Raw genomic sequence first — 20,656 nt, 5'->3', positions numbered from 1 at the left:
GTCAGCCGACGTGCCAGGCGCTGCGTTCGATGAGCACGTCCCGCAACAGGTCCGGCCGGTCCGTGACGATGCCGCGCACCCCGAGGTCGAGCAACCTGCGCATCTCGGCGGCCTCGTTGATGGTCCAGGTGTGCACCTCGATCCCGGCCCGCGCGGCCGAGCGCAGGAACGAGGAGTCCACCACGGTCAGCAGACCTTGCTTCACCGGCACCTGGGCCATCGCGCCACGGCTGAGGAAGCCCAGCCGCAACCAGGGCATCCAGCCGTTGGCCCAGAGCACCGCGGCTGAGCGCGGGCCGAGCGACGTGAGCAGCTTCGGCCCGGCCAGCCGGCGGAGGCGGGCCAGCCTGCTGTCCGAGAAGGCGGCCGCGGCGACCCGCTGGTAGGACTTGGTGCGCTCCAGCACCCGCAGGAACGGCACCACCGCGGCGTCGGACTTCACGTCCACGTTGAACCGACCCTCCGGCACTTCCTCCAACAGATCTTCGAGCCGGCAGAGCGGTTCGACCCCACCGACCTTGGCCCGGCGCACCTGCGCCCACGGACGCCGGGCGATCGGGCCACTGCCGTCGGTGGTCCGATCGAGCAGTGCGTCGTGATGCACCACCACGACCCCGTCCGACGTGGCGTGCACGTCGGTCTCCAGATAGCGGTAACCCTCCGCGCTCGCGCGACGGAAGGCGGACAGCGAGTTCTCCATCCCGTCGAGCTCGTCCAGATGCCACCCGCGGTGGGCGAAAGCGCGGGGGAGCGGGTCGTCGAGGTAAGGATGGCTGGTCAGCACCTCACCAGTGTGCCTTCCCGGCGTGGCCCCGGCATGATCCTCCGGTAGCCGGTTAGGGTCGTGTCCGTGAGCGAAGCGGCCCAGCAGACCAAAGTGTCACGTGACGAATTGGTCGCCCTGCGCACCGACATCGCGCCCACGCACTGCGGCTGGTGTGGCCGACGCCTGCCGGAGAGCGGGAATGTGGGGCGACGGCGACGCTATTGCGGGCAGTCCTGCCGGCAGCGCGCGTACGAACGGCGAACCGCGGTACAACGCAGCGGGCTGCCCGAAGATTCCGTTGTGTTGTCCAACACTGAGATCGCCGCGCTGCAGGATCGGCTGTTCCAGCTGCGCTGTGCGGCGGAGGACGTGGTCACCGCGGCCGACGACGGCGCGGAAGTGGAAGAGCTGCGCAAGCTCGCCGGCGAAGTGGCCGCGACGGCGAGAGAACTCGAGCGGCTCCGCTGAACCAGTGACAGGCAAGGTCACCCCGAAACGTCACGGTGACGAATTACTGCCGTGTTCGGGGAATCCTCAACCGGGGGAGAGTCCCCGGCCATCCTGCTCCACCCACCGTCTGATGTGGCACGATCTCGCATGTGACCAGCAGACCCGACCCGGCGCAGCAGCTGAGCGACCTCGCTCGGCTGCGCCGCGTTCGCGACCGGATCGACCGGGAGTACGCGCAGCCGCTGGACGTCGAGGCGCTTGCCCGCAGCGCGCACATGTCGGCCGGGCACCTCAGCCGCGAGTTCCGGCGTGCCTACGGTGAGTCGCCCTACGCCTATCTGATGACGCGGCGCATCGAGCGCGCGATGGCGCTGCTGCGCCGTGGCGATCTGAGCGTCACCGAGGTCTGCTTCGCGGTCGGCTGTTCGTCACTGGGCACCTTCAGCACCCGGTTCACCGAGCTGGTCGGAATGCCGCCCAGCACCTACCGGCAGCAGGAGGCGCAGGCGACCGAGGGGATGCCGCCGTGCGTCGCGAAACAGGTGACCAGACCGATCAGGAATCGAGAAGCGCGGGCCGCGAGCCGGACATAATGTCGTCGCCATGGACATCAACATTCACGCGAGCTACCTCCCGCAGGACGACCCGGACGCCGCGATCGCGTTCTACCGCGACACCCTCGGCTTCGAGGTCCGCAACGACGTCGGCTACAACGGGATGCACTGGATCACGGTCGGCCCCAAGGACCAGCCCGACACGTCCATCGTGCTGTACCCGCCGGAAGCGACCCCCGGGCTCAACGACGACGAACGCAAGGTCGTCACCGAGATGATGGCCAAGGGCACCTTCAGCAGCATCAACCTGGCCACCAAGGACGTCGACGCCACCTTCGACCGACTGCAGGCCAGCGGCGCCGAGGTCGTCCAGGAACCGACCGATCAGCCGTACGGCATTCGCGACTGCGCCTTCCGCGATCCCGCCGGAAACCTGATCCGCCTCGGGGCGTACTGACCCCTGCCGACGGCCCGCCCGAGTAGACAGCAGATGGAGACACGATGAGCACGGCCACGAGGAAGAACACGCGGTCGCCCGCACCGCATGCCGCGGACAGCCATGACCTGATCCGCGTGTACGGCGCCCGCGAGAACAACCTCAAGGACGTCCACGTCGAGATCCCGAAGCGCCGGCTGACGGTGTTCACCGGTGTTTCGGGCTCGGGCAAGAGCTCGCTGGTGTTCAGCACGATCGCCGCCGAGTCGCAGCGGATGATCAACGAGACCTACAGCGCCTTCCTGCAGGGCTTCATGCCGACGCTGGCACGGCCCGAAGTCGACGTGCTGGACGGGCTGACCACCGCGATCATCGTCGATCAGCAGCGGATCGGTGCCGACCCCCGCTCCACGGTCGGCACCGCCACCGACGCCAACGCGATGCTGCGCATCCTGTTCAGCCGGCTCGGGAAGCCGCACATCGGCTCACCGCAGGCGTTCTCCTTCAACGTCGCCTCGATCAGCGGCGCGGGCGCGGTCAAGCTCGAACGGGCCGGCAAGACCGTCAAGGAACGGCGCAGCTTCAGCATCACCGGCGGCATGTGCCCGCGCTGCGAGGGCCGGGGCTCGATCAACGACATCGACCTGACCCAGCTCTACGACGACAGCAAGTCGCTCAACGAGGGCGCGCTGACGATCCCCGGCTACAGCATGGAGGGCTGGTACGGCCGCATCTTCCGAGGCTGCGGCTTCTTCGACCCGGACAAGCCGATCCGCAAGTTCACCAAGAAGGAACTGCACGACCTGCTCCACAAGGAGGCGACCAAGCTCAAGATCGAGGGCGTCAACCTGACCTACCTGGGGTTGATCCCGCAGATCCAGAAATCGTTCCTGGCCAAGGACGTCGACGCGATGCAGCCGCATATCCGCGCCTTCGTGGAACGAGTGGTCACCTTCACCACCTGCCCCGACTGCGACGGCACCCGGCTCAACGAGGGGGCCAGGTCGTCGAAGATCAAGGGGAAGAACATCGCCGAGGCCTGCGCGATGCAGATCAGCGATCTGGCCGCGTGGGTCAGCGGCCTCAAGGACTCTTCGGTGGCGCCGCTGCTCGGTTCGCTGCGGCACACCCTCGACTCGTTCGTGGAGATCGGGCTGGGCTATCTGTCGCTGGACCGGCCGGCGGGCACGCTGTCCGGCGGCGAGGCGCAGCGCGTCAAGATGATCCGCCATCTCGGCTCGTCGCTCACCGACGTCACCTACGTCTTCGACGAGCCCACCATCGGCCTGCACCCGCACGACATCCAGCGGATGAACAACCTGCTGCTTCGCCTGCGGGACAAGGGGAACACCGTGCTCGTGGTGGAGCACAAGCCGGAGACGATCGCGATCGCCGACCACGTGGTCGACCTCGGTCCCGGCGCCGGCACGGCGGGCGGCACCGTCTGCTTCGAGGGCACCGTCGAGGGGCTGCGGGCCAGCGAGACCGTCACCGGCCGCCATTTCGACGACCGGGCGAGCCTCAAGGACGAGGTGCGCAAGCCGACCGGGACCCTGGAGATCAGGGGAGCGAACGCGCACAACCTGCAGGACGTCGACGTGGACATCCCGCTCGGCGTGCTCTGCGTCGTAACCGGCGTCGCCGGGTCGGGCAAGAGCTCGCTGATCCACGGTTCCATCCCCGCCCCGACGGGCGTGGTGTCGGTGGACCAGACGCCCATCCGCGGCTCCCGGCGCAGCAACCCGGCGACCTACACCGGACTGCTCGACCCGATCCGCAAGGCGTTCGCCAAGGTCAACGGCGTGAAACCGGCGCTGTTCAGCGCCAACTCCGAGGGCGCTTGTCCCACCTGCAACGGTGCCGGGGTCATCTACACCGACCTGGGGATGATGGCCGGCGTCGCTACCACCTGCGAAGAGTGCGAGGGGAAGCGGTTCCAGGCGGACGTGCTCGACTACACCTTCGGCGGCAAGGACATCAGCGAGGTGCTCGCGATGTCGGTGGCCGAGGCCGAGGAGTTCTTCGGCGCCGGCGAAGCGGCCACTCCGGCCGCGCACCGGATCGTCGAGCGGATGGATCAGGTGGGACTGGGCTACCTCCGGCTCGGGCAGCCGCTCACCACTCTTTCCGGTGGCGAGCGCCAGCGGCTCAAGCTGGCGACGCACATGGGGGACAAGGGTGGGGTCTTCGTGCTCGACGAGCCGACCACGGGTCTGCACCTTGCCGACGTGGAGCACCTGCTGGGCCTGCTGGACCGGCTCGTCGAAGCCGGCAAGTCGGTCGTCGTCATCGAGCACCACCAGGCGGTCATGGCGCATGCCGACTGGATCATCGACCTCGGTCCCGGCGCCGGCCACGACGGCGGCCGGATCGTCTTCGAGGGCACGCCCGCCGAGCTCGTCACCGCCCGTTCCACCCTCACCGGCGAGCACCTCGCGACCTACGTCGGTGCCTGAGTTCACGCGTCCAAGGCGAGTTCCTCGAGGTGGCTCAGCGCTGATGAGCCCCACCCCGTTGGGTCGTCGCCAGGCGGCACGAATGCCAGGGTGTACCAGAGCACGAGGATGTCCCACCAGCCCTTCTCGACCGGCGTCAGCTGCAGTACCGACTCGTAGCCGGACAGGAATGTTGCGCGGACCTCTGCAGACACGGGCCCCCAGTTGCGAAACCGGGTCCCGAGCAGGACGGCCGATCGAGCGACCTCGTCGATGCGGTGGTCGACCCTGACCTCCTCGAAGTCGATCACCGCGGCGATCTCGGCGCCGGTGCACAGGACGTTCGACGAGCGGAAGTCACCGTGGAGGAGCTGCGTGGGCAGCCTGTCAGCCGGCGCGCCAGCGACGAGCCGCTCCAGGGCGTCGCGAGCCGCCTTCGGGACATGATCGCCGGCGGAGTCGATCCAGTCGGTGACACGGGCCGCCAACGGCTGCGCCTGGTGCGGGACTACCTGATCGGCGTCCGGATATCCCTCGAGCGCTTGATGAAGCTGGGCCAGCGTCGCGCCGGCGGCTCGTACTTGATCGTCGTCGTCAACGTCGAGGAGATCGCCATGGACAACACGCTGGAGGCACATCGAAGCCTTGCCAACCTCCACCTGAGGTTGGCCGGTGGCTGACTGAACGGGCGAGGACACCGGCAGCTTTTTCCCGTCGAGCCACTGCGTGAGTCGAGCGATCTGCGACAGGCGTGCGAACCGCTCTGGGACGACTGACCACTTCGCGAGCAGTTGGCTGGAAGAGGCCGTGACCCAGGCCAACGCGTTGCGGCCACTGAGCACGATCCGCTCGCAGGAGTCGATGTGGATGCCCCAGTGCTCGTGAACGGTCGTCGTGACCCAGCGACCGGCCGATACGGCGTCCCGGAAGCCGAACCTTTCGGCGAGCGCGACCTGCGGGTCGTGCGCTTCCCACAGCATCTCCAACTTGGGCACGTGCGTCTCCTCCACCCCCCTTTGTTCTGCGCCGATAATGTACATTATGTTAAGTAGTGCTTCTCGACCACCCGATCGGGGCTCCCCTCGCTATACGGCTTCCAGGACGAAGAACAGAAAGCACAGGAAGGCCGGCTTGTCCGCGAGCTCGTCGGGGAACCGCTCGTGCGCGCCGGGTGCTGGAGGCGGTTCGCTGATGACGGCCGTCCGGAAGCCGGCTGCGGTGAAGGCGTCGGTCATCGCGTGCAACGGCCGATGCCAGTACGTGAGCACGGCGTTCTGGCCGCTGAAGGTGTGCTTCGCGGACCACTTGCAGGTCGCGAAATAGTCAGCTTCGGGATTGACCAGCTTGAAGACGGTGGGGTGGTTGACGGACATGATCAGCCGGCCGCCGGGCCTCAGCACGCGCCGCAACTCGGCCAGCGGTGCGGTCCAGTCCTCCAGGTAGTGCAGCACCAGTGCGGCGATGACGTCGTCGAACGCGCCGCCTCGAAACGGCAGCGGGCTGCCCACATCGGCGACCTGCAGGGCCGCGTCACCGAGCCGCCGCCGCGCCAGCTCCACCATCTTGGCGCTGGAGTCGAAGCCGGCCACAACGGCGCCCCGATCGCGTAGTTCCGCGAACAAAGCTCCGGAGCCACAGCCGGCATCGAGAATCCGCCGACCGGCCACCTCCCCCGCCAGGTCCAAGATCGCGGGCCGCGCGTAGTAGCCGTTGATGAGGCCAGCTTCGTTTTCAGCTGTATACGCTTCGGCGAAGGTGTCGTAGTCGACGGGAGACATGCTCCCATCCTGGCATCAGCTAGAGGCTGTCGGTGACCAGAGGCCAGCCGCGGTCCCCTCGTTCACGTGCTTCTCGTAGATGGCGACCTTGTCCTGGATGACGGCCAGGTTCGCGTTCAGCTCGGCGATCCTGGCCCGGACGACGCGCTCGTGTTCTTGAAGCAGGGCAAGGCGTTCCGGCTCGTTGCCGGGACCAGAGCGGACGAGTTCCGCGAACCGCCGCATGGTGGCGATGGACATGCCCGATTCACGGAACCGGTTGCACAGGACCAGCCAGTCCACGTCCGCCGTCTGGTAGATCCGCTGCCCGCCGCTGGAGCGGGGTATCGGGCGCAGGAACAGGCCTTCGCGTTCGAAGAACCGCAGCGCGTGCACGCTGAGGCCGGTCGCTTCCGCGACGTTCCCGATGGACAGGTCGCCCTTGCTCATGTCTTCGACCGTACAAGCTTGACCTAGCTTGCACTCTAGGTCCTAGCGTCGCGGGCATGACAGCTGAGCAACACAAGATCGGTAGCGGGTTCGGCGCGCAGAGCACGGCGGGTGACGTGCTCGCCGGGGTCGATCTCTCCGCGTGCACCGCGCTGGTCACCGGCGGCTACTCCGGTCTCGGCCTGGAGACCACCCGCGCACTCGCCCTTGCCGGAGCGCGCGTGATCGTGCCCGCGCGCAGGCCCGCCGCGGCTGAAGATGCCCTGCGCGGCATGCCGGGGACGGAGGTGGGCGAACTCGACCTGGCGGACCTGGAGAGCGTCCGGGTGTTCGCCGACCGCTTCCTGGACACCGGCCGCACGCTCGACATCGTCATCAATGGCGCGGGGATCATGGCCTGTCCGGAAACCCGGGTCGGGCCGGGCTGGGAGGCGCACTTCGCGACCAACCACCTCGGCCACTTCGCACTGGTCAACCGGTTGCGTCCGGCGTTGGACGGGGCGCGAGTGGTGTCGGTGGCCTCGTCCGGGCATTTCCTCGCCGGCATCCGCTGGGACGATCTCCAGTTCCGGCGCGGCTACGACCGCTGGCTGGCCTACGCCCAGTCGAAGACCGCCAACGCCCTGTTCGCCGTGCACCTCGACGCACTCGGCGCGGACGCCGGGCTGCACGCGTTCGCCGTGCATCCAGGCAGCATCCTCACTCCCCTGCAACGGCATATCCCCCACCACGAGCAGGTCGCCCAGGGCTGGATCGGCCAGGACGGCGAGCCGGCGGCCGGGTTCAAAACGCCGGCGCAGGGCGCGGCGACCGCCGTTTGGGCGGCCACTTCCCCACTGCTCGAAAACCATGGCGGCGCATATTGCCAGGACTGCGACCTCGCCGAGCCCGCCTCGACCGACGACATGCTCGTCGGCGGAGTCAAGCCATGGGCCACTGATGCTGCTGAGGCGGCCCGGCTCTGGGCGCTGTCCAGCGAGCTCACCGGACTGGACGCGTTCTCCTAGCGAGTTTCGACGGCGCCGATGACGACGGTCGCGTCCAGTTCGGCGGAACTGGCCACCCGTGCGGTGAGTCCGTTGCGGGTGAACGCTTCGGCGGTGAGCGGGGCCTGCCGTTCGCTGGTCTCGATCAGCAGGTGGCCGCCCGGCGCCAGCCATCGCGTTGCCGCGGCGGCCACCCGCCGCTGGATGTCGAGCCCGTCGGTGCCACCGTCGAGCGCCACCTGTGGTTCGTGCAGCCGCGCCTCCGGCGGCATCAGCCCGATCGCGTCGGTGGGCACGTATGGGGCGTTGACAGCCAGGACGTCGACGCGTCCGTGCAGCTCGGCCGGCAACGGGGCGTAGAGGTCGCCTTCGTACACCTGTCCCCCGGCGGCGGTCAGGTTGCGGCGGGCGCACGCCACCGCGGCGGGTTCGAGATCGGCGGCGTGCAGCTCGGCGCCTGTCACGATCGCACCTAGCGCGGTGGCCACGGCACCCGTGCCGCAGCACAGGTCGAGTATCACGGCCCCACGTCCGGCGAGGGCGGCGGCCTGGTGGACGAGGAACTCGGTGCGGCGGCGTGGCACGAACACCCCGGGTTCGACGGCTATCCGCAGACCGCAGAACTCCGCCCAGCCGAGGACCTGTTCGAGCGGCAGGCCGACGACTCGCTGCTCCACCATGGCCGCGAGATCGGCCTGCGTGCTTGCCGCGTCGATGAGCAACCGCGCTTCGTCCTCGGCGAAAACACAACCGGCGGCACGAAGCCGGCTGACGATGCGGGACTGCGAGGAAACTGACATGAGTGCGCCTTTCGGGATACCGATGGGCGCTCCCCGATCACCTACTCCGAAACGACGTGACTGCGGGAGGAGAGCACCCGACCTGAGCTAGCGGTAATGGGTCTCACCTCCTCGGTAGGTTCCTTGCCGGCGGCGACTTTACCCCAGGCTGTCGCGGTCATCCCCGGCCGGTCGAGCTCAAGATGTCCAGGTAGTGCGGGTTGTACATGACGCCGAGGATGTTCCCGAAGGGGTCGACGACCGAAGCGGTGACGAAGCCCGCTTCGCGCTCGGTGCGCGGGTCGTGCTCTTTCGCGCCCATCGAGAGCAGCTTTTCGAGTGCCGCCGTCACATCGTCCACGTGCCAGAACACGACCGCGCCCGCCGGACCTTCCGTGCCGCCGTGCGGGGCGTAGCGCCGGTCGATCAGGCCCAGTTCGTGCTGGTAGTCACCGAAGCGGAACTCGATGTACGCCGGCTCGCCGACGGTGGGGCGGACGAAATAGGGCTCGATGCCCAGCAGTTCGGCGTACCAGTCCTTCGCCGCTGCCAGGTCGTCCGCGAACAGGCTGATGGTGGCGAATCCTCGCAACATCTCCGGGTCCTTTCGTCGTGGAGTGGATGACCAGCATCATTCGCCGCAAAGTGCTCACCAACTGAGCACTTTATTGCCGGGCTGCTTGAATGAAACATGATCACCATCGACAAGCTCGCTCCGGCAGACCGCGCCGACTGGGAAGTTCTGTTCACCGGCTACAACACGTTCTACGAGCGCACGCTCGCGCCGGAGCTGTTCGAGCGGGCCTGGACCGCGTTCCAGGACGACAGCCGGATGCACGCTTTCGGTGCGAAGCTCGACGGGAAGCTGGTCGGCATCACGCATTTCCTCGTGCACGCCAGCACCACCGCGCCGGACGTGTGCTACCTGCAGGATCTGTTCACCGCACCGGAAGCCCGCGGCCATGGCGTGGCGAGGGCGCTGATCGCCGCGGTCACCGAATGGGCGCGCGCCAGGGAGTGCAGCCGCGTTTACTGGTCGACCCACGAGACCAACGCGACCGCGCGCCGGCTCTACGACAAGGTGGCGGTGAACCGGGGGTTCATCCTGTACCAGATCACCCTGTGAGCCGCTGAGCTGTCTGTCCACACCGGACAAAAACAAGGGCAAGGAGTCGTGCACTCCCCGCCACTCTCAACGTATAGCGCACCAGGGGTCTTGCCGCAAGACCCCGGGCATGCCGCAGAATCTCCCGCCGAAGCGAAGTTGAACGAGGGGGTTTCATGATCGATGTGATCGTGGCGGGCGGCGGGCCGACCGGGATGATGCTGGCCGGTGAATTGCGGCTGCACGGCGTGCACGTGCTCGTGCTGGAGAAGGAAACGGAGCCGACTCCGGTCGTCCGCTCGCGCGGCCTGCACGCGCGCAGCGTGGAGGTGATGGATCAGCGCGGCCTGCTCGACCGGTTCCTCGCGCTCGGCCGGCCGCACCCGCTGGGCGGTTACTTCGCCGGCATCAGCAAGCCCGTGCCGGAGGGGCTGGACACTTCCTACCCGTATGTCCTCAGCATCGAGCAGCCCGCCACCGACCGCCTGCTGACCGAGCACGCCACCGAGCTCGGTGCCGAGATCCGGCGCGGCTGCGAAGTGGTCGGGCTGAGTCAGGACGAGGAGGGGGTGGACGTCGAACTGGCCAGCGGGGGCGGGGAGCGGCTGCGCTCGCGTTACTTCGTCGGCTGCGACGGCGGCCGCAGCGCGGTGCGCAAGCTGCTCGGCATCGGCTTCCCCGGCGAGCCCAGCAGGGCCGAGACGCTGCTGGGTGAGATGGAGCTGACCGCGTCACAGGAGACGATGAACGCGGCGATGGCCGAAGTCCGCAAGACCCAGAAACGGTTCGGCCTTATGCCCCTTGGCGACGGCGGTGTGTACCGGGTCCTCGTCCCCGCAGCAGGGGTGGCCGAGGACCGCTCGGTTCCGCCGACCCTCGAAGAGGTCAAGCAACAACTGCGGGAGTTCGCCGGCACCGATTTCGGCGTGCACTCCCCGCGCTGGCTCTCCCGCTTCGGCGACGCCACCCGGCAGGCCGAGCGCTACCGGGTCGGCCGGGTGCTGCTGGCCGGCGACGCGGCGCACATCCACCCGCCGGTCGGCGGGCAGGGCCTCAACCTCGGTGTCCAGGACGCGTTCAACCTCGGCTGGAAACTGGCCGCCGAGATCGGCGGGTGGGCACCGGAAGAGCTGCTGGACAGCTACCACACCGAACGCCACCCGGTGGCCGCCGACGTACTGAACAACACCCGCGCGCAGATGGAGCTGATGTCCACCGAGCCGGGCCCACAGGCAGTGCGCCGGCTGATCTCGGAGCTGATGGACTTCGAGGACGTGAACCGGTACCTGACCGAGAAGATCACCGCGACCGGGATCCGTTACGACTTCGGCGAGGGACACGAGCTGCTTGGCCGCCGACTGCGGGACGTGCGGCTGAAGCGGGGGCGGCTCTACGAGCTGATGCACGGCGGCCACGGGCTGCTGCTCGACCAGACCGGCCGGCTCTCGGTGGCGGGCTGGGCGGACCGGGTGGACCACGTCGTCGACGTCAGCGAGGAACTGGACGCGCCCGCGGTGCTGCTGCGGCCGGACGGCCACGTGGCGTGGGTCGGTGAAGATCAGCAGGATCTGCTCGACCGGTTGCCCAGGTGGTTCGGCGCCGCCGGCTGATCACGGGGTGCGAGGAGGTCGCGCGGCAGTACCCGTCTGAGCCACCGGTTGAAGGAAGTCCGTCCTTCAACCGGTGGCGTGCGGTGGCTCGGTGTCACGCCCACCGACACGTCCGGTTTGACCTGCTCCCGTCCTCTGCCCGGTGCTGGTTCCGCTGGCTAGTTTCGTACCGCGGAACACCCGGAAACCCAAGGAGGACAAGGAAATGTCGACCTTCAGTGACAGCTCGGCCGGTGGCGTGGGGCGCCGGAGATTCCTCACCGGCGTGGCCGCCACGGGCGGCGCGGCGGCGCTGGGCCTGCTCGGCACCTCGACGGCACGGGCCACCCACCAGTCGGGCCTGCCCCCGATCGGCGCCGAGATCCCCTGCAGCATGCTGGCGATCAACGTGCCGCTGAAGATCCGGACCGCGCTGATGAGCGTCGACTTCAAGGGCGGCATCAAGCACCGAGTCGACGTGAACCCCGATGATCCGGAGAACTCCGTCCGGCTGAGGACGGTCGGTTTCCGGATGACTGCGGAAATGCCCGACATCGGCGACGGTGCCCGCCAGGACGGCGGCACGATCACCCTCGAGCAGGACGACGTCGACGTCGACCCGCAAAGCCTGCTGAGGCTGACGCAGCGATTCCCGCTCCGCTACGAGCACGTCAGCGTGCTCACCTTCACCATGACGATCGACCAGCCGGACACCTACGCCCGGATCTACGAGCCGCTCGTACTGACCACCAAGGATCCCGCGCAGCTCGTCGGCAAACTCACCCAGTTCCCTCCCAGGGGCGACCTCTACAAGCTGCAGAACCCAGTCGAGCTGGTACTCCCGGAAGACCCGGACACCACGATCGTGACGATCCAGCGGTTCCCGGTGAAGGTCGGCGGGCTCTAGCTCCGGAAATCACCGGCCCGCCGCGTTGGCGTAGCGGCGGGCTAAGCGTGCGAAGGCGTCGTTGAGCTCGGCCGGGCCGACGACCTCGATGTCGGCATCGAATCTGCCGATCGTGGCGGCCAAGCCAGGCCACGACCACGAGCCCAGGACGAGGCGGCACCGGCTCGGGCCGAGTTCTTCGACGACGCCGTCGCGGGTGTAGCGGGACACTTCGGCGGCGGGCAGGTCGAGGATCACCTCGCCGCGGCAGGGCCAGTCTCCCGAGTCTTCGGTGCCCCGGAACCTGGCCGCCACGAAGGTAGCCACATCTCCCCCGGGCAGTTCGCGCGGGGTGAAGCGGGGCCCGGTTGGGGTGCGCGGGGTGATCCGGTCGGCGCGGAAGGTGCGCCAGTCCTCGCGATCGAGGTCCCAGGCGACGAGATACCAGCGGCCTCCCCAGGTGACGAGGTGATGGGGCTGCACCCGCCGCGGGGCCTGCCCGCCGTTCTCGTAGTCGAACCGCAGCACCTCGCCGGCGTGCACGGCAGAGCTGAGCGCCATGAACACACCGCTGTCGACCTGCGGGTCCGGCCGGGTCGTCGGCCGCTCGACGGCGGTGACCCCGACGGTGTCGATCCGGTGCCGCAGCCGGGCGGGCATCACCTGCCGGACGGTGTTCAGCGCACGCGCCGCGGCTTCCCCGATGCCAGCACCAGTGGCGCTGCCGCTGGTGCTGGCGATCCGGAGTGCGACGGCCAGCGCCACGGCCTGCTCGTCGTCGAACAGCAACGGGGGCAGTTCGGTGCCGGCGTCGAGCCGGTATCCGCCGTCGGGGCCCTTGATGGCCAGGATGGGATAGCCGAGTTCGCGCAGGCGGTCGACGTCGCGGCGCACGGTGCGCGGGCTGATGTCCAGCCGCTCGGCCAGCAGGGCGCCCGGCCAGTCCCGGCGCGCCTGAAGCAGCGAGAGCAACGACAGCAGGCGCGCTGAAGTCTTCGGCATACTCCCCATATTGCCTTGAGTAGCGGCCACACCCTGGCCGCTACCCCTGCGACTGTTGTCTCGTGCCAGACGACAACAACCCGAAGGGCCCGAACTCCATGACCACCCTTGACGCCGAGCGGGGCGAACTGCTCGCCGCTCTCGCGACGGCGCGATCCGCCCTCACCAGCACTGTCCGCGGGCTCACCGACGAGCAGCTCGGCGAACGTCCGACGGTCAGCGCGCTGTGCCTGGGCGGCCTGATCAAGCACGTCGCATCCATGGAGGAACAATGGCTGCGTTTCGTGGTCGAGGGCCCGTCCGCGATGCGCTACGACCTGCCCGAAGGCGTCACCTGGGCGGATCTCGCGGACGGAACCGCACGCGAGTACCCGCAGTGGGCCATCGACCACCAGACCGACTTCCAGCTGCTGCCCGGCGAGACCGCGGCCGGGATCCTCGCGCGTTACGAGCAGGTCGCCGCCCGGAGCGAGGAGATCATCGCGTCCGTCCCCGATCTGTCGGCGACGCACCCGTTGCCGGAGGCGCCCTGGAACGAGCCGGGAGCGGTGCGCAGCGTGCGCCGGGTGCTGACGCACGTCATCGCCGAGACCGCGCAGCACGCCGGGCACGCCGACATCCTGCGCGAGACGATCGACGGGCAGAAATCCAGCTGACCGGCCAGCCAGGACCGAAGGGAAGGGCTTGACCCCGATGACCGTGCTCGGCGCCAGTGCGCTCAACCGCGCGACGCTCGCCCGGCAGTTGCTGCTCGATCGCGCCGACGTGCCGGTGCTCGACGCCGTCGCGCACCTGTGCGGCCTGCAGGCGCAGGAACCGCAGGAGCCGTTCATCGGGCTCTGGTCCCGGCTGCGCGCGTTCGACCCGGCGGTGCTGGACGATCTGCTGGTCCGGCGGAGCGTGGTGCGGACCCACCTGATGCGCCGCACCGTGCACCTGCTCGCCGCCGACGACCTCCTGGCCTGGCGGGCTCGTCACGACGCCATGCTGCGCCAGCGGGTGCTCGGCGTCTACCGCGGCGACCTCGACGGAGTGGATCTCGACGAGCTCGCCGCGGCGGGCCGGGCGGTGCTGGCCGACGGCGAACCGCGCTCGATGACCGAGCTGGCGCGGGCGGTGGCCGAGCGCTGGCCGGAGCCGGGGCCACGGCCGCTGGGCGAAATGCTGATCGCCGCCCTCATCCCGGTGGTGCAGCTGCCGCCGCGCGGGTTGTGGCGCACGAAGGCGGGAGTGCGCTACCTGCCGGTCTCCTCCTGGCTGGGGCGCGAGATCGACCCGCCGGTCCCGGAGAGCGCCGATCCGGTCGGCGAACAGCTGGTCCGGCGTTATCTGGCCGCGTTCGGTCCCGCCGCCACAGCCGATCTGCGTGCCTGGAGCGGCCTCGCCGGGCTGCCGGCGGCGGTGTCCGCGGTCCGACAGGAACTGGTCGCCTTTCGCGACGAGCGCGGCCGGGAACTGCTGGACCTTCCTGACGCGCCGCGGCCCGACCCGGACACCCCAGCGCCGGTGCGGTTCCTGCCGGCGTTCGACAACGCGATCCTCGGCTACCACGACCGCGGCCGGATCATCGATGACGCGCATCGGGGCCTTTCGGTCGCCGGCGAGCGCGTGGTCCTGGTCGACGGCCGGGTCGCCGCGAGTTGGACCGTCGACGCGGGCACCGTGACCGTGCACCCGCTGCGCCGCTTCTCCCGGGCCGATCGCGCCGCCGTCGCCGAGGAGGGGCGGGAAGTGGCGTTGTTCCTTTCCGCCAAGGAAAGCGACCGCGTCCGGATCGCCGCGTCCGCTCGGTCCGGCTAGTGGCTCAGGCCGGTTCCAGCAGTGCGGCGAAGCCGTCGAGCAGCCGGGTGAGGCCGAACTCGAAGAGCCGGTCCAGGTCGAGGTCGAACTCGCCGCCGGCGGCGATCTCCTGGAAGACCGGGAAGGAGCCAGGCCCGACCAGCGCGGCCAGTGCCGGCTCCCCCTCGGCGCTCATCCACTCGTCGTAGGTCATGCCGGTGTCCTGCTCGGCTTCCGCCTCGGGAGCCAGGTTCACCGCGATCCCCCGCACGTAGCTGAACGCGGTGATGTGCGCGTACAGCATGGTGCCTTGATCCAGACCATGCCCGTGCAGCACCCGCAGCGTCCATTCGGTGTGCGCGAGCAGCGCGGGCAGCACCTGCGGCCTGGTGACGGACAGGACCTGCGCCAGCCACGGGTGACTGCGGTAGGTCGCCCACTGCGCGCGCAAGGTGATCTCCAGCCCGGCCCGCCACTGCGGCGGCGGTTCGGCGGGGAGCGCGTTCTCGCGCAGCACGGCGTCGGCCATCAGGAGCACCAGCTCGTCCTTGTTCCGCACGTGGCGGTACAGGGACATGGTGGCGACGTCGAGTTCGGTGGCGACCCGGCGCATGGACAACGCCGGCAACCCCTCGGTGTCGGCGACCGCCACCGCGGCCAGCACGACGCGTTCGCGGTTCAGCTCCAGGTCTCCGGCCCGAGGTTCCCGCGCCGGAACCGGGCGTTCCGAGGGGTCGGCCACCACCGTGCCGACTCCTCGGACGGCGCGGACCAGCCCCTCCTGGCGCAGGGTGCTGAGCGCCTTGGTCGCGGTGGCCATGGCCACGCCCCAGTCCTGGATGAGCTGCCGGGTGGACGGCACCCGGTCCCCCGCGCGCAACTCGCCGGTCGCGATGCGGTGCCGGATCTCGGTGACGATCCTGGCGTACGGCGGTGTGTCCACAGTGCACTCCTGCTTGTTCGTTCAGCCGGCCGCAACGGCGCCGGCGCGGTGCTGCTGCGGGCTGATGCCGCGTTCGCGTTTGAAGGCGGTGCTGAGCGCGAACGCGCTGCCGTAACCGACTTTCCTGGCCACCGCGCCGACCGTGGCGCCCGGCTGCCGCAGCAGATCGGCGGCCAGCGCGAGGCGCCACGAGGTGAGGTAGCCCATCGGCGGCTCACCGACCAGTCCGGTGAACCGGCGGGCCAGCGCTGCCCTGGAAACCCCGGCGTCCGAAGCGAGTGCGGCCACGGTCCACGGGCGTTCCGGGTTGTTGTGCAGCATGCGCAATGCCCGGCCCACCACCGGGTCGCTGTGCGCCCGGTACCAGGCCGGGGCCCGCACGTCCGGGCGGGCGAACCACGCGCGCAGCACGGCGATCAGCAGCAGGTCGAGCAGCCGGTCCAGGACGGCCTCCTGGCCGGGCTCGTCCTTGACGATCTCGTCGCCGAGCAACGGGATGAGCGGGCAGTCCCATGCGGACTCCGGCAGCACCAGCAGCGTGGGCAGGGCGGCGAGCAGCCGCCGGCTGATCTCGCCCTCCAGCTGGTAGGTGCCGGTGAGCAGCACCGTCGAACCGCCGGGGCGGCCCCAGGTGCGCACGCCGAGATCGGTCAGCCCGGCCAGCGGCTCGCCGTCCGGGGCACTGCAACGCCCGCCGGGGTGGATCACCGCCTGCGGCGGCGTTTCCGGGGCGTCGGCGACGGTGTACGGATCCGGTCCACGCACGATCGCGACGTCGCCGGGGCACATCCGCACCGGATCCCCGTTGTCGGGCAATACCCAGGCTTCGCCGCGCACGGCCGCCACCAGTGTCAGCGGGGCGTGGTCCTCGATCCGCAGCGACCACGGAGGGCTCAGCAGCGACCGGAGCAGGAACGCTCCCCTGGCCCGCGGCCCGTCCAGCAGTCCGGCGAGTGCGTCCATGGCGGCCAGCGTAGACGCTGAAACATGGCTCAGAGCCACTCAGCCATGGCGCGTCTCAGCGGCGGCGGCTTGACTTAGCGCATCGCACCAAGACCTAGGAGAACGAGATGGAGCTGCTGCGCACCGTCGTACTGCTCGCCGCGACGATCACCACCGGGCTGATAGCCGGCCTCTTCTACGCCTACGCCTGCTCGGTGATGCCGGCGCTGCGGCGGGTGGACGACCGGACCTTCGTCACCGTGATGCAGCGGATCAACGTGGCGATCCTGAACGGCTGGTTCGCCATCGGCTTCGGTGGTGCTCCGCTGTTCGCCGCACTGGCCGTGGCGCTGTACCTCCCCGCCGACGACCGGGCCGCGCTGCCCTGGCTGGTCGCCGCGTTCGTGCTGTCCGCGTCGATGCTGGTCACCACCGGCGCGGTGAACGTGCCGCTGAACAACCTGCTGGCCGAGGCGGACGCGGCCAGCGGTGCCGCCGAGTTGGCGCAGGTGCGCACGCGGTTCGAGGCGCGCTGGGTCCGCTGGAACCTCGTCCGCGCGGTCACCCCGACCGCCGCGCTCGGCTGCCTCGGCCTGGCGCTGCTGCTGCACGGCCAAACCGGCTAGGCCGGGCGTTGTTACCGTGGGCTATGACCAGCGACTCGGCCGCGGTGACGCTGCATCGCCGTGAGCAACTCCGCGACTTCCTGCGCACCCGCCGGGCACGGCTCACCCCCGGTGACGTCGGGATGGCGGCGGGAGGCAGGCGCCGGACGCCGGGCCTGCGACGTGAAGAGGTCGCGGTGCTGGCCGGTGTCGGGGTGGACTGGTACACCTGGCTCGAGCAGGGCCGCGACATCAACGTCTCAGGCGAGGTGCTCGACGCGATCGCCCGCGCACTGCACCTGACCGAGCCCGAGCGGGCGCACCTCTACCTGCTGGCCGGTCTCAACCCGCCACGAGCCGGTGGGTCGCGCGGTACCGAGGTCTCCCCCGAACTCCGGCAGCTGCTCGCCGCCTGGTCGCCGCGGCCCGCGGTGCTGCGGGACCGCTACTGGAACCTGCTCGCGGTCAACGACGCGGCGCGCGAGGTGTTCGGCTACCGCGACACCGACCACAACTGCCTGATCACGTTCTTCACCAATGCCCGGTACCGCGAAGCGCACGTCCACTGGGAATCGATCGCGCCCGCGGTGGTCGCCGCCTTCCGGGCCGATGCGGCGCATTCCCCCGACGACCCGGAGTTCGCCAGGGTCGTCGGCGACCTCAGCGCGGTGAGCCCGGAGTTCGCCGAACTGTGGACACGCCACGACGTGGGCGTTCCCGCCCAGGCGGTGAAGGCGGTGCACCACCCCGAGACCGGTGACCTGTTCTTCGACACCACGACCCTGGCGGTGGTCGACCACCCGAACTGGTACCTGGAGCTGTACAACCCGAGGTCCGGCACGGCCTGAAGGTGGTGCTGCCACTCCCCGGATACGCGCGCCCTGTTCGTGCCTCCCGCCGGTTGAAACGCTGAGCGCATGACACGAAACATGATCCGCTTCGAAGACAAGATCGCACTCGTCACCGGCGGCACGAGCGGAATGGGACTGGCCACCGCGCGCAGGCTGCTGGCCGAGGGCGCGCAGGTGGTCATCACCGGGCGGGACAAGACCCGGCTGGACGCCGCGGTCGAAGAGCTGGGCGGCGATGATCGCGTCCTCGCGATCCGCGGCGACGTCGCGAACCTGGACGATCTCGACGCGCTGACGGCCGCGATCCGGAACCGGCACGGGCGGCTGGACGTGGTCTTCGCCAACGCTGGCGTCGCCGCGTTCCAGCCCCATGCAGACATCGCCGAGGCCGAGTTCGACCGCATCGTGGACATCAACTTCAAGGGCGTGTTCTTCACCATCCAGAAGACCGTCCCGCTGCTGTCCGAGCACGCGGCGATCGTGCTCAACGCGTCGTGGACCCTGCACCGCGGCCTGCCCGGTGCTTCCCTGTACGCCGCGACCAAGGCGGCGGTGCACAACCTGGCGCACACCCTCGCAGCCGAACTGGGACCGAGGGGAATCCGGGTCAACTCGGTGAGTCCCGGCTACATCGAGACCCCGATGTTCCACGACAACATCTCCGCCGAGGCACAGACCGCCGTCGTCGCCGAAGTGGCCGCCGGTCGCGTCGGCGTCCCCGAGGAGGTCGCCGACGCGGTCGCCTTCCTGGCTTCCAGCGAAGCGTCCTACATCAATGGCCAGGACCTGATCATCGACGGCGGCCTTGTCGCCGCGGTTGCTGCCTGAACCCGTTGGCACGGCGGAGTTTCCGGTCAGGTGGCGAGATCCAGCCATGCTCCGACGGCCAGTACGTGTGCCCGCCGTCCGGCGTACGTGCGGAACTCTTTCTCCGGGTCGGAGACCTCGACGTAGCCCGCGATCTTGTCCGGCTGCTCCGCCTCGTAGTGCATCGGCACGGCGTATCGGGCGTCGAGGATCTCCGCGGCCGCGGCGGCCTGCCTCGGGTCCATCGCGGCGGGTAGCGGGCTCGGCGGCTGGAGGTGCGGCGCGTCGACCACCGCGCCGTTGGCGGGCAGGAACACCGCGTCGAACGGGCCGAACCGGCGCGCGATGAGCCACCAGTAGCCGTGGAACATCGTGTCGCCGCCGTGGAAGACCCGCTGGCCGTCGGCCTGCACCACCCAGTTCAGCTGCGGGTCGCCCAGCCCGTCGACGGAGGGAACCGCGGTGACCCGGAACGGCCCGACCTCCCGGGTGGACCAGGTGTCCACGACCTCGGCGGCCAGCCGGTGCAGGGCCAGTTCGCGCTCGGCCGGCAGTGTCGTCACGTTGTCCACGTCGTCGCCGTGGCCGGGCGCTGGTCGGAGCACCGGTGCCCCCGGCGTCAGCACGTCGGCGAGCGCGGCCGCGTCGGTGTGGTCCCGGTGCAGGTGGGTGACCAGTGCGGCGGTGACCGTCCCGCTCGGCGCCGCCAGCCTCTCTCCGGGTTTCCACCCCGTGAACAGCGGTGAGAGGTCCCGCACGTAGTCGATCACCAGTCGCGTGCCGCCCGCCTCGATCTCCAGTCCTGCCCAGCCCAGTCTTCGCACCCGCATCTCGCACTCCTTCGCCTCGGTGGTTGCCGCGAAATTAGCGTACGACCGTTCGTTAAAGCAATAGAGAACGGCCGTACGCTATCCTCGTCACATGTCACCACGACGCTCAGCGGCCGAAGCGCAGGCCACCAGGGGCCGGATCCTCGACCGTGCCGCCGAGATCGCCTCCGAGGAAGGGCTGGACGGCATCACCATCGGCCGGCTCGCCGAGGAGCTGGAGATGAGCAAGTCCGGGGTGCACAAGCACTTCGGCACCAAGGAGACGTTGCAGATCTCCACGCTGGACAAGGCGTTCGTGGACTTCTGGCACCGGGTGGTCGGGCCCGCGCTGGCTGAGCCGCCTGGTCTGCGGCGGCTGCGCGCGGTGTGCGCCAACTCCGTGGGCTACCTGGAAACGCCACTGCTGCCCGGCGGCTGCCTGATGACCGCGGCGCTCACCGAGTACGACGGCCGCCCCGGCCGGGTCCGCGACGCGGTGGCCGAGGTGTGGTCGCGCTGGCGGGAACGGCTGCGGGCAGACCTGGCCGCGGCGGTGGAGAACGGCGAGCTGCCCGCCGGGTTCGACATCGACCAGGCGCTGTTCGAGATCGTCGCCGCTGGGCTGGCGCTGAACGCGGCCATGCAACTCCAACACGACCACACGGCCGCGGGCCGGGCCCGCCGCGCGATCGAACGGGCACTGGACCAGTCCTGACCGCACACCA

24 protein-coding genes are annotated in these 20,656 nt (G+C 69.6%); 14 read left to right on the top strand and 10 right to left on the bottom strand.

The window, feature by feature from the left end; translation table 11 throughout:
• Position 1 precedes the first annotated feature (1 nt).
• Positions 2-784, bottom strand: coding sequence for a glycerophosphodiester phosphodiesterase family protein (locus AMYNI_RS0138475; RefSeq protein ID WP_020673456.1), 783 nt, complete (start codon positions 782-784; stop codon positions 2-4).
• 66 nt (positions 785-850) lie between these two features.
• On the opposite strand from AMYNI_RS0138475, the gene AMYNI_RS0138470 reads away from it, so the two are divergent.
• The 4 genes from AMYNI_RS0138470 to AMYNI_RS0138455 all read left to right on the top strand — a co-directional run bounded on the left by AMYNI_RS0138470 (position 851) and on the right by AMYNI_RS0138455 (position 4,662).
• Positions 851-1,234, top strand: a complete 384-nt coding sequence (locus AMYNI_RS0138470) for a hypothetical protein (RefSeq protein ID WP_026361452.1) — start codon at positions 851-853, stop codon at positions 1,232-1,234.
• 131 nt (positions 1,235-1,365) lie between these two features.
• The gene (locus tag AMYNI_RS0138465; RefSeq protein WP_020673454.1) at positions 1,366-1,809 is read left to right on the top strand and encodes a helix-turn-helix transcriptional regulator; all 444 of its coding nucleotides are present in this window, start codon (positions 1,366-1,368) and stop codon (positions 1,807-1,809) included.
• Between the two features lie 10 nt (positions 1,810-1,819).
• Entirely contained in the window at positions 1,820-2,227 is a 408-nt protein-coding gene (locus tag AMYNI_RS0138460; protein ID WP_020673453.1) for a VOC family protein, read from the top strand.
• Positions 2,228-2,271: 44 nt separating this feature from the next.
• Positions 2,272-4,662 (top strand): ATP-binding cassette domain-containing protein, encoded by a 2,391-nt coding sequence (locus AMYNI_RS0138455; RefSeq protein ID WP_020673452.1) that lies wholly within the window; start codon positions 2,272-2,274, stop codon positions 4,660-4,662.
• Positions 4,663-4,664: 2 nt separating this feature from the next.
• Here the strand turns inward: AMYNI_RS0138455 and AMYNI_RS0138450 are convergent, their stop codons facing one another.
• From AMYNI_RS0138450 to AMYNI_RS0138440, 3 genes are all read right to left on the bottom strand, one after another.
• Positions 4,665-5,636 carry a phosphotransferase gene (locus AMYNI_RS0138450; protein WP_211225543.1) on the bottom strand — a complete coding sequence of 324 codons (972 nt, stop codon included), beginning with the start codon at positions 5,634-5,636 and terminating at the stop codon, positions 4,665-4,667.
• Positions 5,637-5,726: 90 nt separating this feature from the next.
• A complete protein-coding gene (locus tag AMYNI_RS0138445) occupies positions 5,727-6,419 on the bottom strand; it encodes a class I SAM-dependent methyltransferase (RefSeq protein WP_020673450.1) in 693 nt (230 codons plus the stop codon).
• A 15-nt stretch (positions 6,420-6,434) separates the two neighbouring features.
• Positions 6,435-6,848 (bottom strand): MerR family transcriptional regulator, encoded by a 414-nt coding sequence (locus AMYNI_RS0138440; protein ID WP_020673449.1) that lies wholly within the window; start codon positions 6,846-6,848, stop codon positions 6,435-6,437.
• Positions 6,849-6,904: 56 nt separating this feature from the next.
• On the opposite strand from AMYNI_RS0138440, the gene AMYNI_RS0138435 reads away from it, so the two are divergent.
• Positions 6,905-7,855: an SDR family NAD(P)-dependent oxidoreductase gene (locus tag AMYNI_RS0138435; protein ID WP_020673448.1), complete on the top strand. Its 951-nt coding sequence runs from the start codon at positions 6,905-6,907 to the stop codon at positions 7,853-7,855.
• On the opposite strand, the gene AMYNI_RS0138430 is transcribed toward AMYNI_RS0138435, so the two are convergent.
• The gene (locus AMYNI_RS0138430; RefSeq protein ID WP_020673447.1) at positions 7,852-8,634 is read right to left on the bottom strand and encodes a putative protein N(5)-glutamine methyltransferase; all 783 of its coding nucleotides are present in this window, start codon (positions 8,632-8,634) and stop codon (positions 7,852-7,854) included. The genes AMYNI_RS0138435 and AMYNI_RS0138430 overlap by 4 nt on opposite strands.
• 157 nt (positions 8,635-8,791) lie before the next feature.
• On the bottom strand, positions 8,792-9,208 hold the full coding sequence (locus AMYNI_RS0138425) for a VOC family protein (protein ID WP_020673446.1): 417 nt from the start codon (positions 9,206-9,208) through the stop codon (positions 8,792-8,794).
• 96 nt (positions 9,209-9,304) lie between these two features.
• Here AMYNI_RS0138425 and AMYNI_RS0138420 point away from each other — a divergent pair, with 96 nt between their 5' ends.
• From AMYNI_RS0138420 to AMYNI_RS49440, 3 genes are all read left to right on the top strand, one after another.
• Positions 9,305-9,739, top strand: coding sequence for a GNAT family N-acetyltransferase (locus AMYNI_RS0138420; RefSeq protein WP_020673445.1), 435 nt, complete (start codon positions 9,305-9,307; stop codon positions 9,737-9,739).
• 155 nt (positions 9,740-9,894) lie between these two features.
• The gene (gene rox / locus AMYNI_RS0138415) at positions 9,895-11,328 is read left to right on the top strand and encodes a rifampin monooxygenase (protein ID WP_020673444.1); all 1,434 of its coding nucleotides are present in this window, start codon (positions 9,895-9,897) and stop codon (positions 11,326-11,328) included.
• Between the two features lie 205 nt (positions 11,329-11,533).
• On the top strand, positions 11,534-12,214 hold the full coding sequence (locus tag AMYNI_RS49440) for a twin-arginine translocation signal domain-containing protein (RefSeq protein WP_020673443.1): 681 nt from the start codon (positions 11,534-11,536) through the stop codon (positions 12,212-12,214).
• A 9-nt stretch (positions 12,215-12,223) separates the two neighbouring features.
• Here AMYNI_RS49440 and AMYNI_RS0138405 read toward each other — a convergent pair whose 3' ends face one another.
• The gene (locus AMYNI_RS0138405) at positions 12,224-13,195 is read right to left on the bottom strand and encodes a helix-turn-helix transcriptional regulator (protein WP_020673442.1); all 972 of its coding nucleotides are present in this window, start codon (positions 13,193-13,195) and stop codon (positions 12,224-12,226) included.
• Positions 13,196-13,293: 98 nt separating this feature from the next.
• On the opposite strand from AMYNI_RS0138405, the gene AMYNI_RS0138400 reads away from it, so the two are divergent.
• A complete protein-coding gene (locus AMYNI_RS0138400) occupies positions 13,294-13,851 on the top strand; it encodes a DinB family protein (RefSeq protein WP_020673441.1) in 558 nt (185 codons plus the stop codon).
• A gap of 37 nt (positions 13,852-13,888) precedes the next feature.
• Positions 13,889-14,995: a winged helix DNA-binding domain-containing protein gene (locus tag AMYNI_RS0138395; RefSeq protein ID WP_020673440.1), complete on the top strand. Its 1,107-nt coding sequence runs from the start codon at positions 13,889-13,891 to the stop codon at positions 14,993-14,995.
• Positions 14,996-14,999: 4 nt separating this feature from the next.
• Here the strand turns inward: AMYNI_RS0138395 and AMYNI_RS0138390 are convergent, their stop codons facing one another.
• Together AMYNI_RS0138390 and AMYNI_RS0138385 are read right to left on the bottom strand one after the other, a co-directional pair.
• The gene (locus tag AMYNI_RS0138390) at positions 15,000-15,917 is read right to left on the bottom strand and encodes a TetR/AcrR family transcriptional regulator C-terminal domain-containing protein (protein WP_020673439.1); all 918 of its coding nucleotides are present in this window, start codon (positions 15,915-15,917) and stop codon (positions 15,000-15,002) included.
• A gap of 21 nt (positions 15,918-15,938) precedes the next feature.
• Positions 15,939-16,880, bottom strand: coding sequence for an AraC family transcriptional regulator (locus AMYNI_RS0138385; RefSeq protein WP_020673438.1), 942 nt, complete (start codon positions 16,878-16,880; stop codon positions 15,939-15,941).
• Between the two features lie 107 nt (positions 16,881-16,987).
• Between AMYNI_RS0138385 and AMYNI_RS0138380 the strand changes: the two genes are divergently transcribed.
• The 3 genes from AMYNI_RS0138380 to AMYNI_RS0138370 all read left to right on the top strand — a co-directional run bounded on the left by AMYNI_RS0138380 (position 16,988) and on the right by AMYNI_RS0138370 (position 19,143).
• The gene (locus AMYNI_RS0138380) at positions 16,988-17,485 is read left to right on the top strand and encodes an anthrone oxygenase family protein (RefSeq protein WP_020673437.1); all 498 of its coding nucleotides are present in this window, start codon (positions 16,988-16,990) and stop codon (positions 17,483-17,485) included.
• Positions 17,486-17,508: 23 nt separating this feature from the next.
• Positions 17,509-18,312, top strand: a complete 804-nt coding sequence (locus AMYNI_RS0138375) for a helix-turn-helix transcriptional regulator (protein WP_020673436.1) — start codon at positions 17,509-17,511, stop codon at positions 18,310-18,312.
• A 69-nt stretch (positions 18,313-18,381) separates the two neighbouring features.
• Entirely contained in the window at positions 18,382-19,143 is a 762-nt protein-coding gene (locus AMYNI_RS0138370; RefSeq protein ID WP_026361448.1) for a glucose 1-dehydrogenase, read from the top strand.
• A gap of 26 nt (positions 19,144-19,169) precedes the next feature.
• Here the strand turns inward: AMYNI_RS0138370 and AMYNI_RS0138365 are convergent, their stop codons facing one another.
• Positions 19,170-19,952, bottom strand: a complete 783-nt coding sequence (locus tag AMYNI_RS0138365) for an MBL fold metallo-hydrolase (protein WP_020673434.1) — start codon at positions 19,950-19,952, stop codon at positions 19,170-19,172.
• A 91-nt stretch (positions 19,953-20,043) separates the two neighbouring features.
• On the opposite strand from AMYNI_RS0138365, the gene AMYNI_RS0138360 reads away from it, so the two are divergent.
• Positions 20,044-20,646: a TetR/AcrR family transcriptional regulator gene (locus AMYNI_RS0138360; RefSeq protein WP_020673433.1), complete on the top strand. Its 603-nt coding sequence runs from the start codon at positions 20,044-20,046 to the stop codon at positions 20,644-20,646.
• Positions 20,647-20,656: the final 10 nt, after the last annotated feature.

Origin of the sequence: Amycolatopsis nigrescens CSC17Ta-90 (genome assembly GCF_000384315.1) — a bacterium.
GTDB lineage: Bacteria > Actinomycetota > Actinomycetes > Mycobacteriales > Pseudonocardiaceae > Amycolatopsis > Amycolatopsis nigrescens.
This window is presented reverse-complemented; position numbering and strand designations above follow the sequence as displayed.

Coding starts and splice junctions, on each gene's coding strand:
- AMYNI_RS0138430 (WP_020673447.1), bottom strand. CDS start 8,634: ATGTCAGTTTCCTCGCAGTCCCGCATCGTCAGCCGGCTTCGTGCCGCC.
- AMYNI_RS0138375 (WP_020673436.1), top strand. CDS start 17,509: ATGACCAGCGACTCGGCCGCGGTGACGCTGCATCGCCGTGAGCAACTC.
- AMYNI_RS0138435 (WP_020673448.1), top strand. CDS start 6,905: ATGACAGCTGAGCAACACAAGATCGGTAGCGGGTTCGGCGCGCAGAGC.
- AMYNI_RS0138460 (WP_020673453.1), top strand. CDS start 1,820: ATGGACATCAACATTCACGCGAGCTACCTCCCGCAGGACGACCCGGAC.
- AMYNI_RS0138370 (WP_026361448.1), top strand. CDS start 18,382: ATGACACGAAACATGATCCGCTTCGAAGACAAGATCGCACTCGTCACC.
- AMYNI_RS0138445 (WP_020673450.1), bottom strand. CDS start 6,419: ATGTCTCCCGTCGACTACGACACCTTCGCCGAAGCGTATACAGCTGAA.
- AMYNI_RS0138425 (WP_020673446.1), bottom strand. CDS start 9,208: ATGTTGCGAGGATTCGCCACCATCAGCCTGTTCGCGGACGACCTGGCA.
- AMYNI_RS0138400 (WP_020673441.1), top strand. CDS start 13,294: ATGACCACCCTTGACGCCGAGCGGGGCGAACTGCTCGCCGCTCTCGCG.
- AMYNI_RS0138380 (WP_020673437.1), top strand. CDS start 16,988: ATGGAGCTGCTGCGCACCGTCGTACTGCTCGCCGCGACGATCACCACC.
- AMYNI_RS0138395 (WP_020673440.1), top strand. CDS start 13,889: ATGACCGTGCTCGGCGCCAGTGCGCTCAACCGCGCGACGCTCGCCCGG.
- AMYNI_RS0138420 (WP_020673445.1), top strand. CDS start 9,305: ATGATCACCATCGACAAGCTCGCTCCGGCAGACCGCGCCGACTGGGAA.
- AMYNI_RS49440 (WP_020673443.1), top strand. CDS start 11,534: ATGTCGACCTTCAGTGACAGCTCGGCCGGTGGCGTGGGGCGCCGGAGA.
- AMYNI_RS0138360 (WP_020673433.1), top strand. CDS start 20,044: ATGTCACCACGACGCTCAGCGGCCGAAGCGCAGGCCACCAGGGGCCGG.
- AMYNI_RS0138405 (WP_020673442.1), bottom strand. CDS start 13,195: ATGCCGAAGACTTCAGCGCGCCTGCTGTCGTTGCTCTCGCTGCTTCAG.
- AMYNI_RS0138385 (WP_020673438.1), bottom strand. CDS start 16,880: ATGGACGCACTCGCCGGACTGCTGGACGGGCCGCGGGCCAGGGGAGCG.
- rox (WP_020673444.1), top strand. CDS start 9,895: ATGATCGATGTGATCGTGGCGGGCGGCGGGCCGACCGGGATGATGCTG.
- AMYNI_RS0138440 (WP_020673449.1), bottom strand. CDS start 6,848: ATGAGCAAGGGCGACCTGTCCATCGGGAACGTCGCGGAAGCGACCGGC.
- AMYNI_RS0138455 (WP_020673452.1), top strand. CDS start 2,272: ATGAGCACGGCCACGAGGAAGAACACGCGGTCGCCCGCACCGCATGCC.
- AMYNI_RS0138365 (WP_020673434.1), bottom strand. CDS start 19,952: ATGCGGGTGCGAAGACTGGGCTGGGCAGGACTGGAGATCGAGGCGGGC.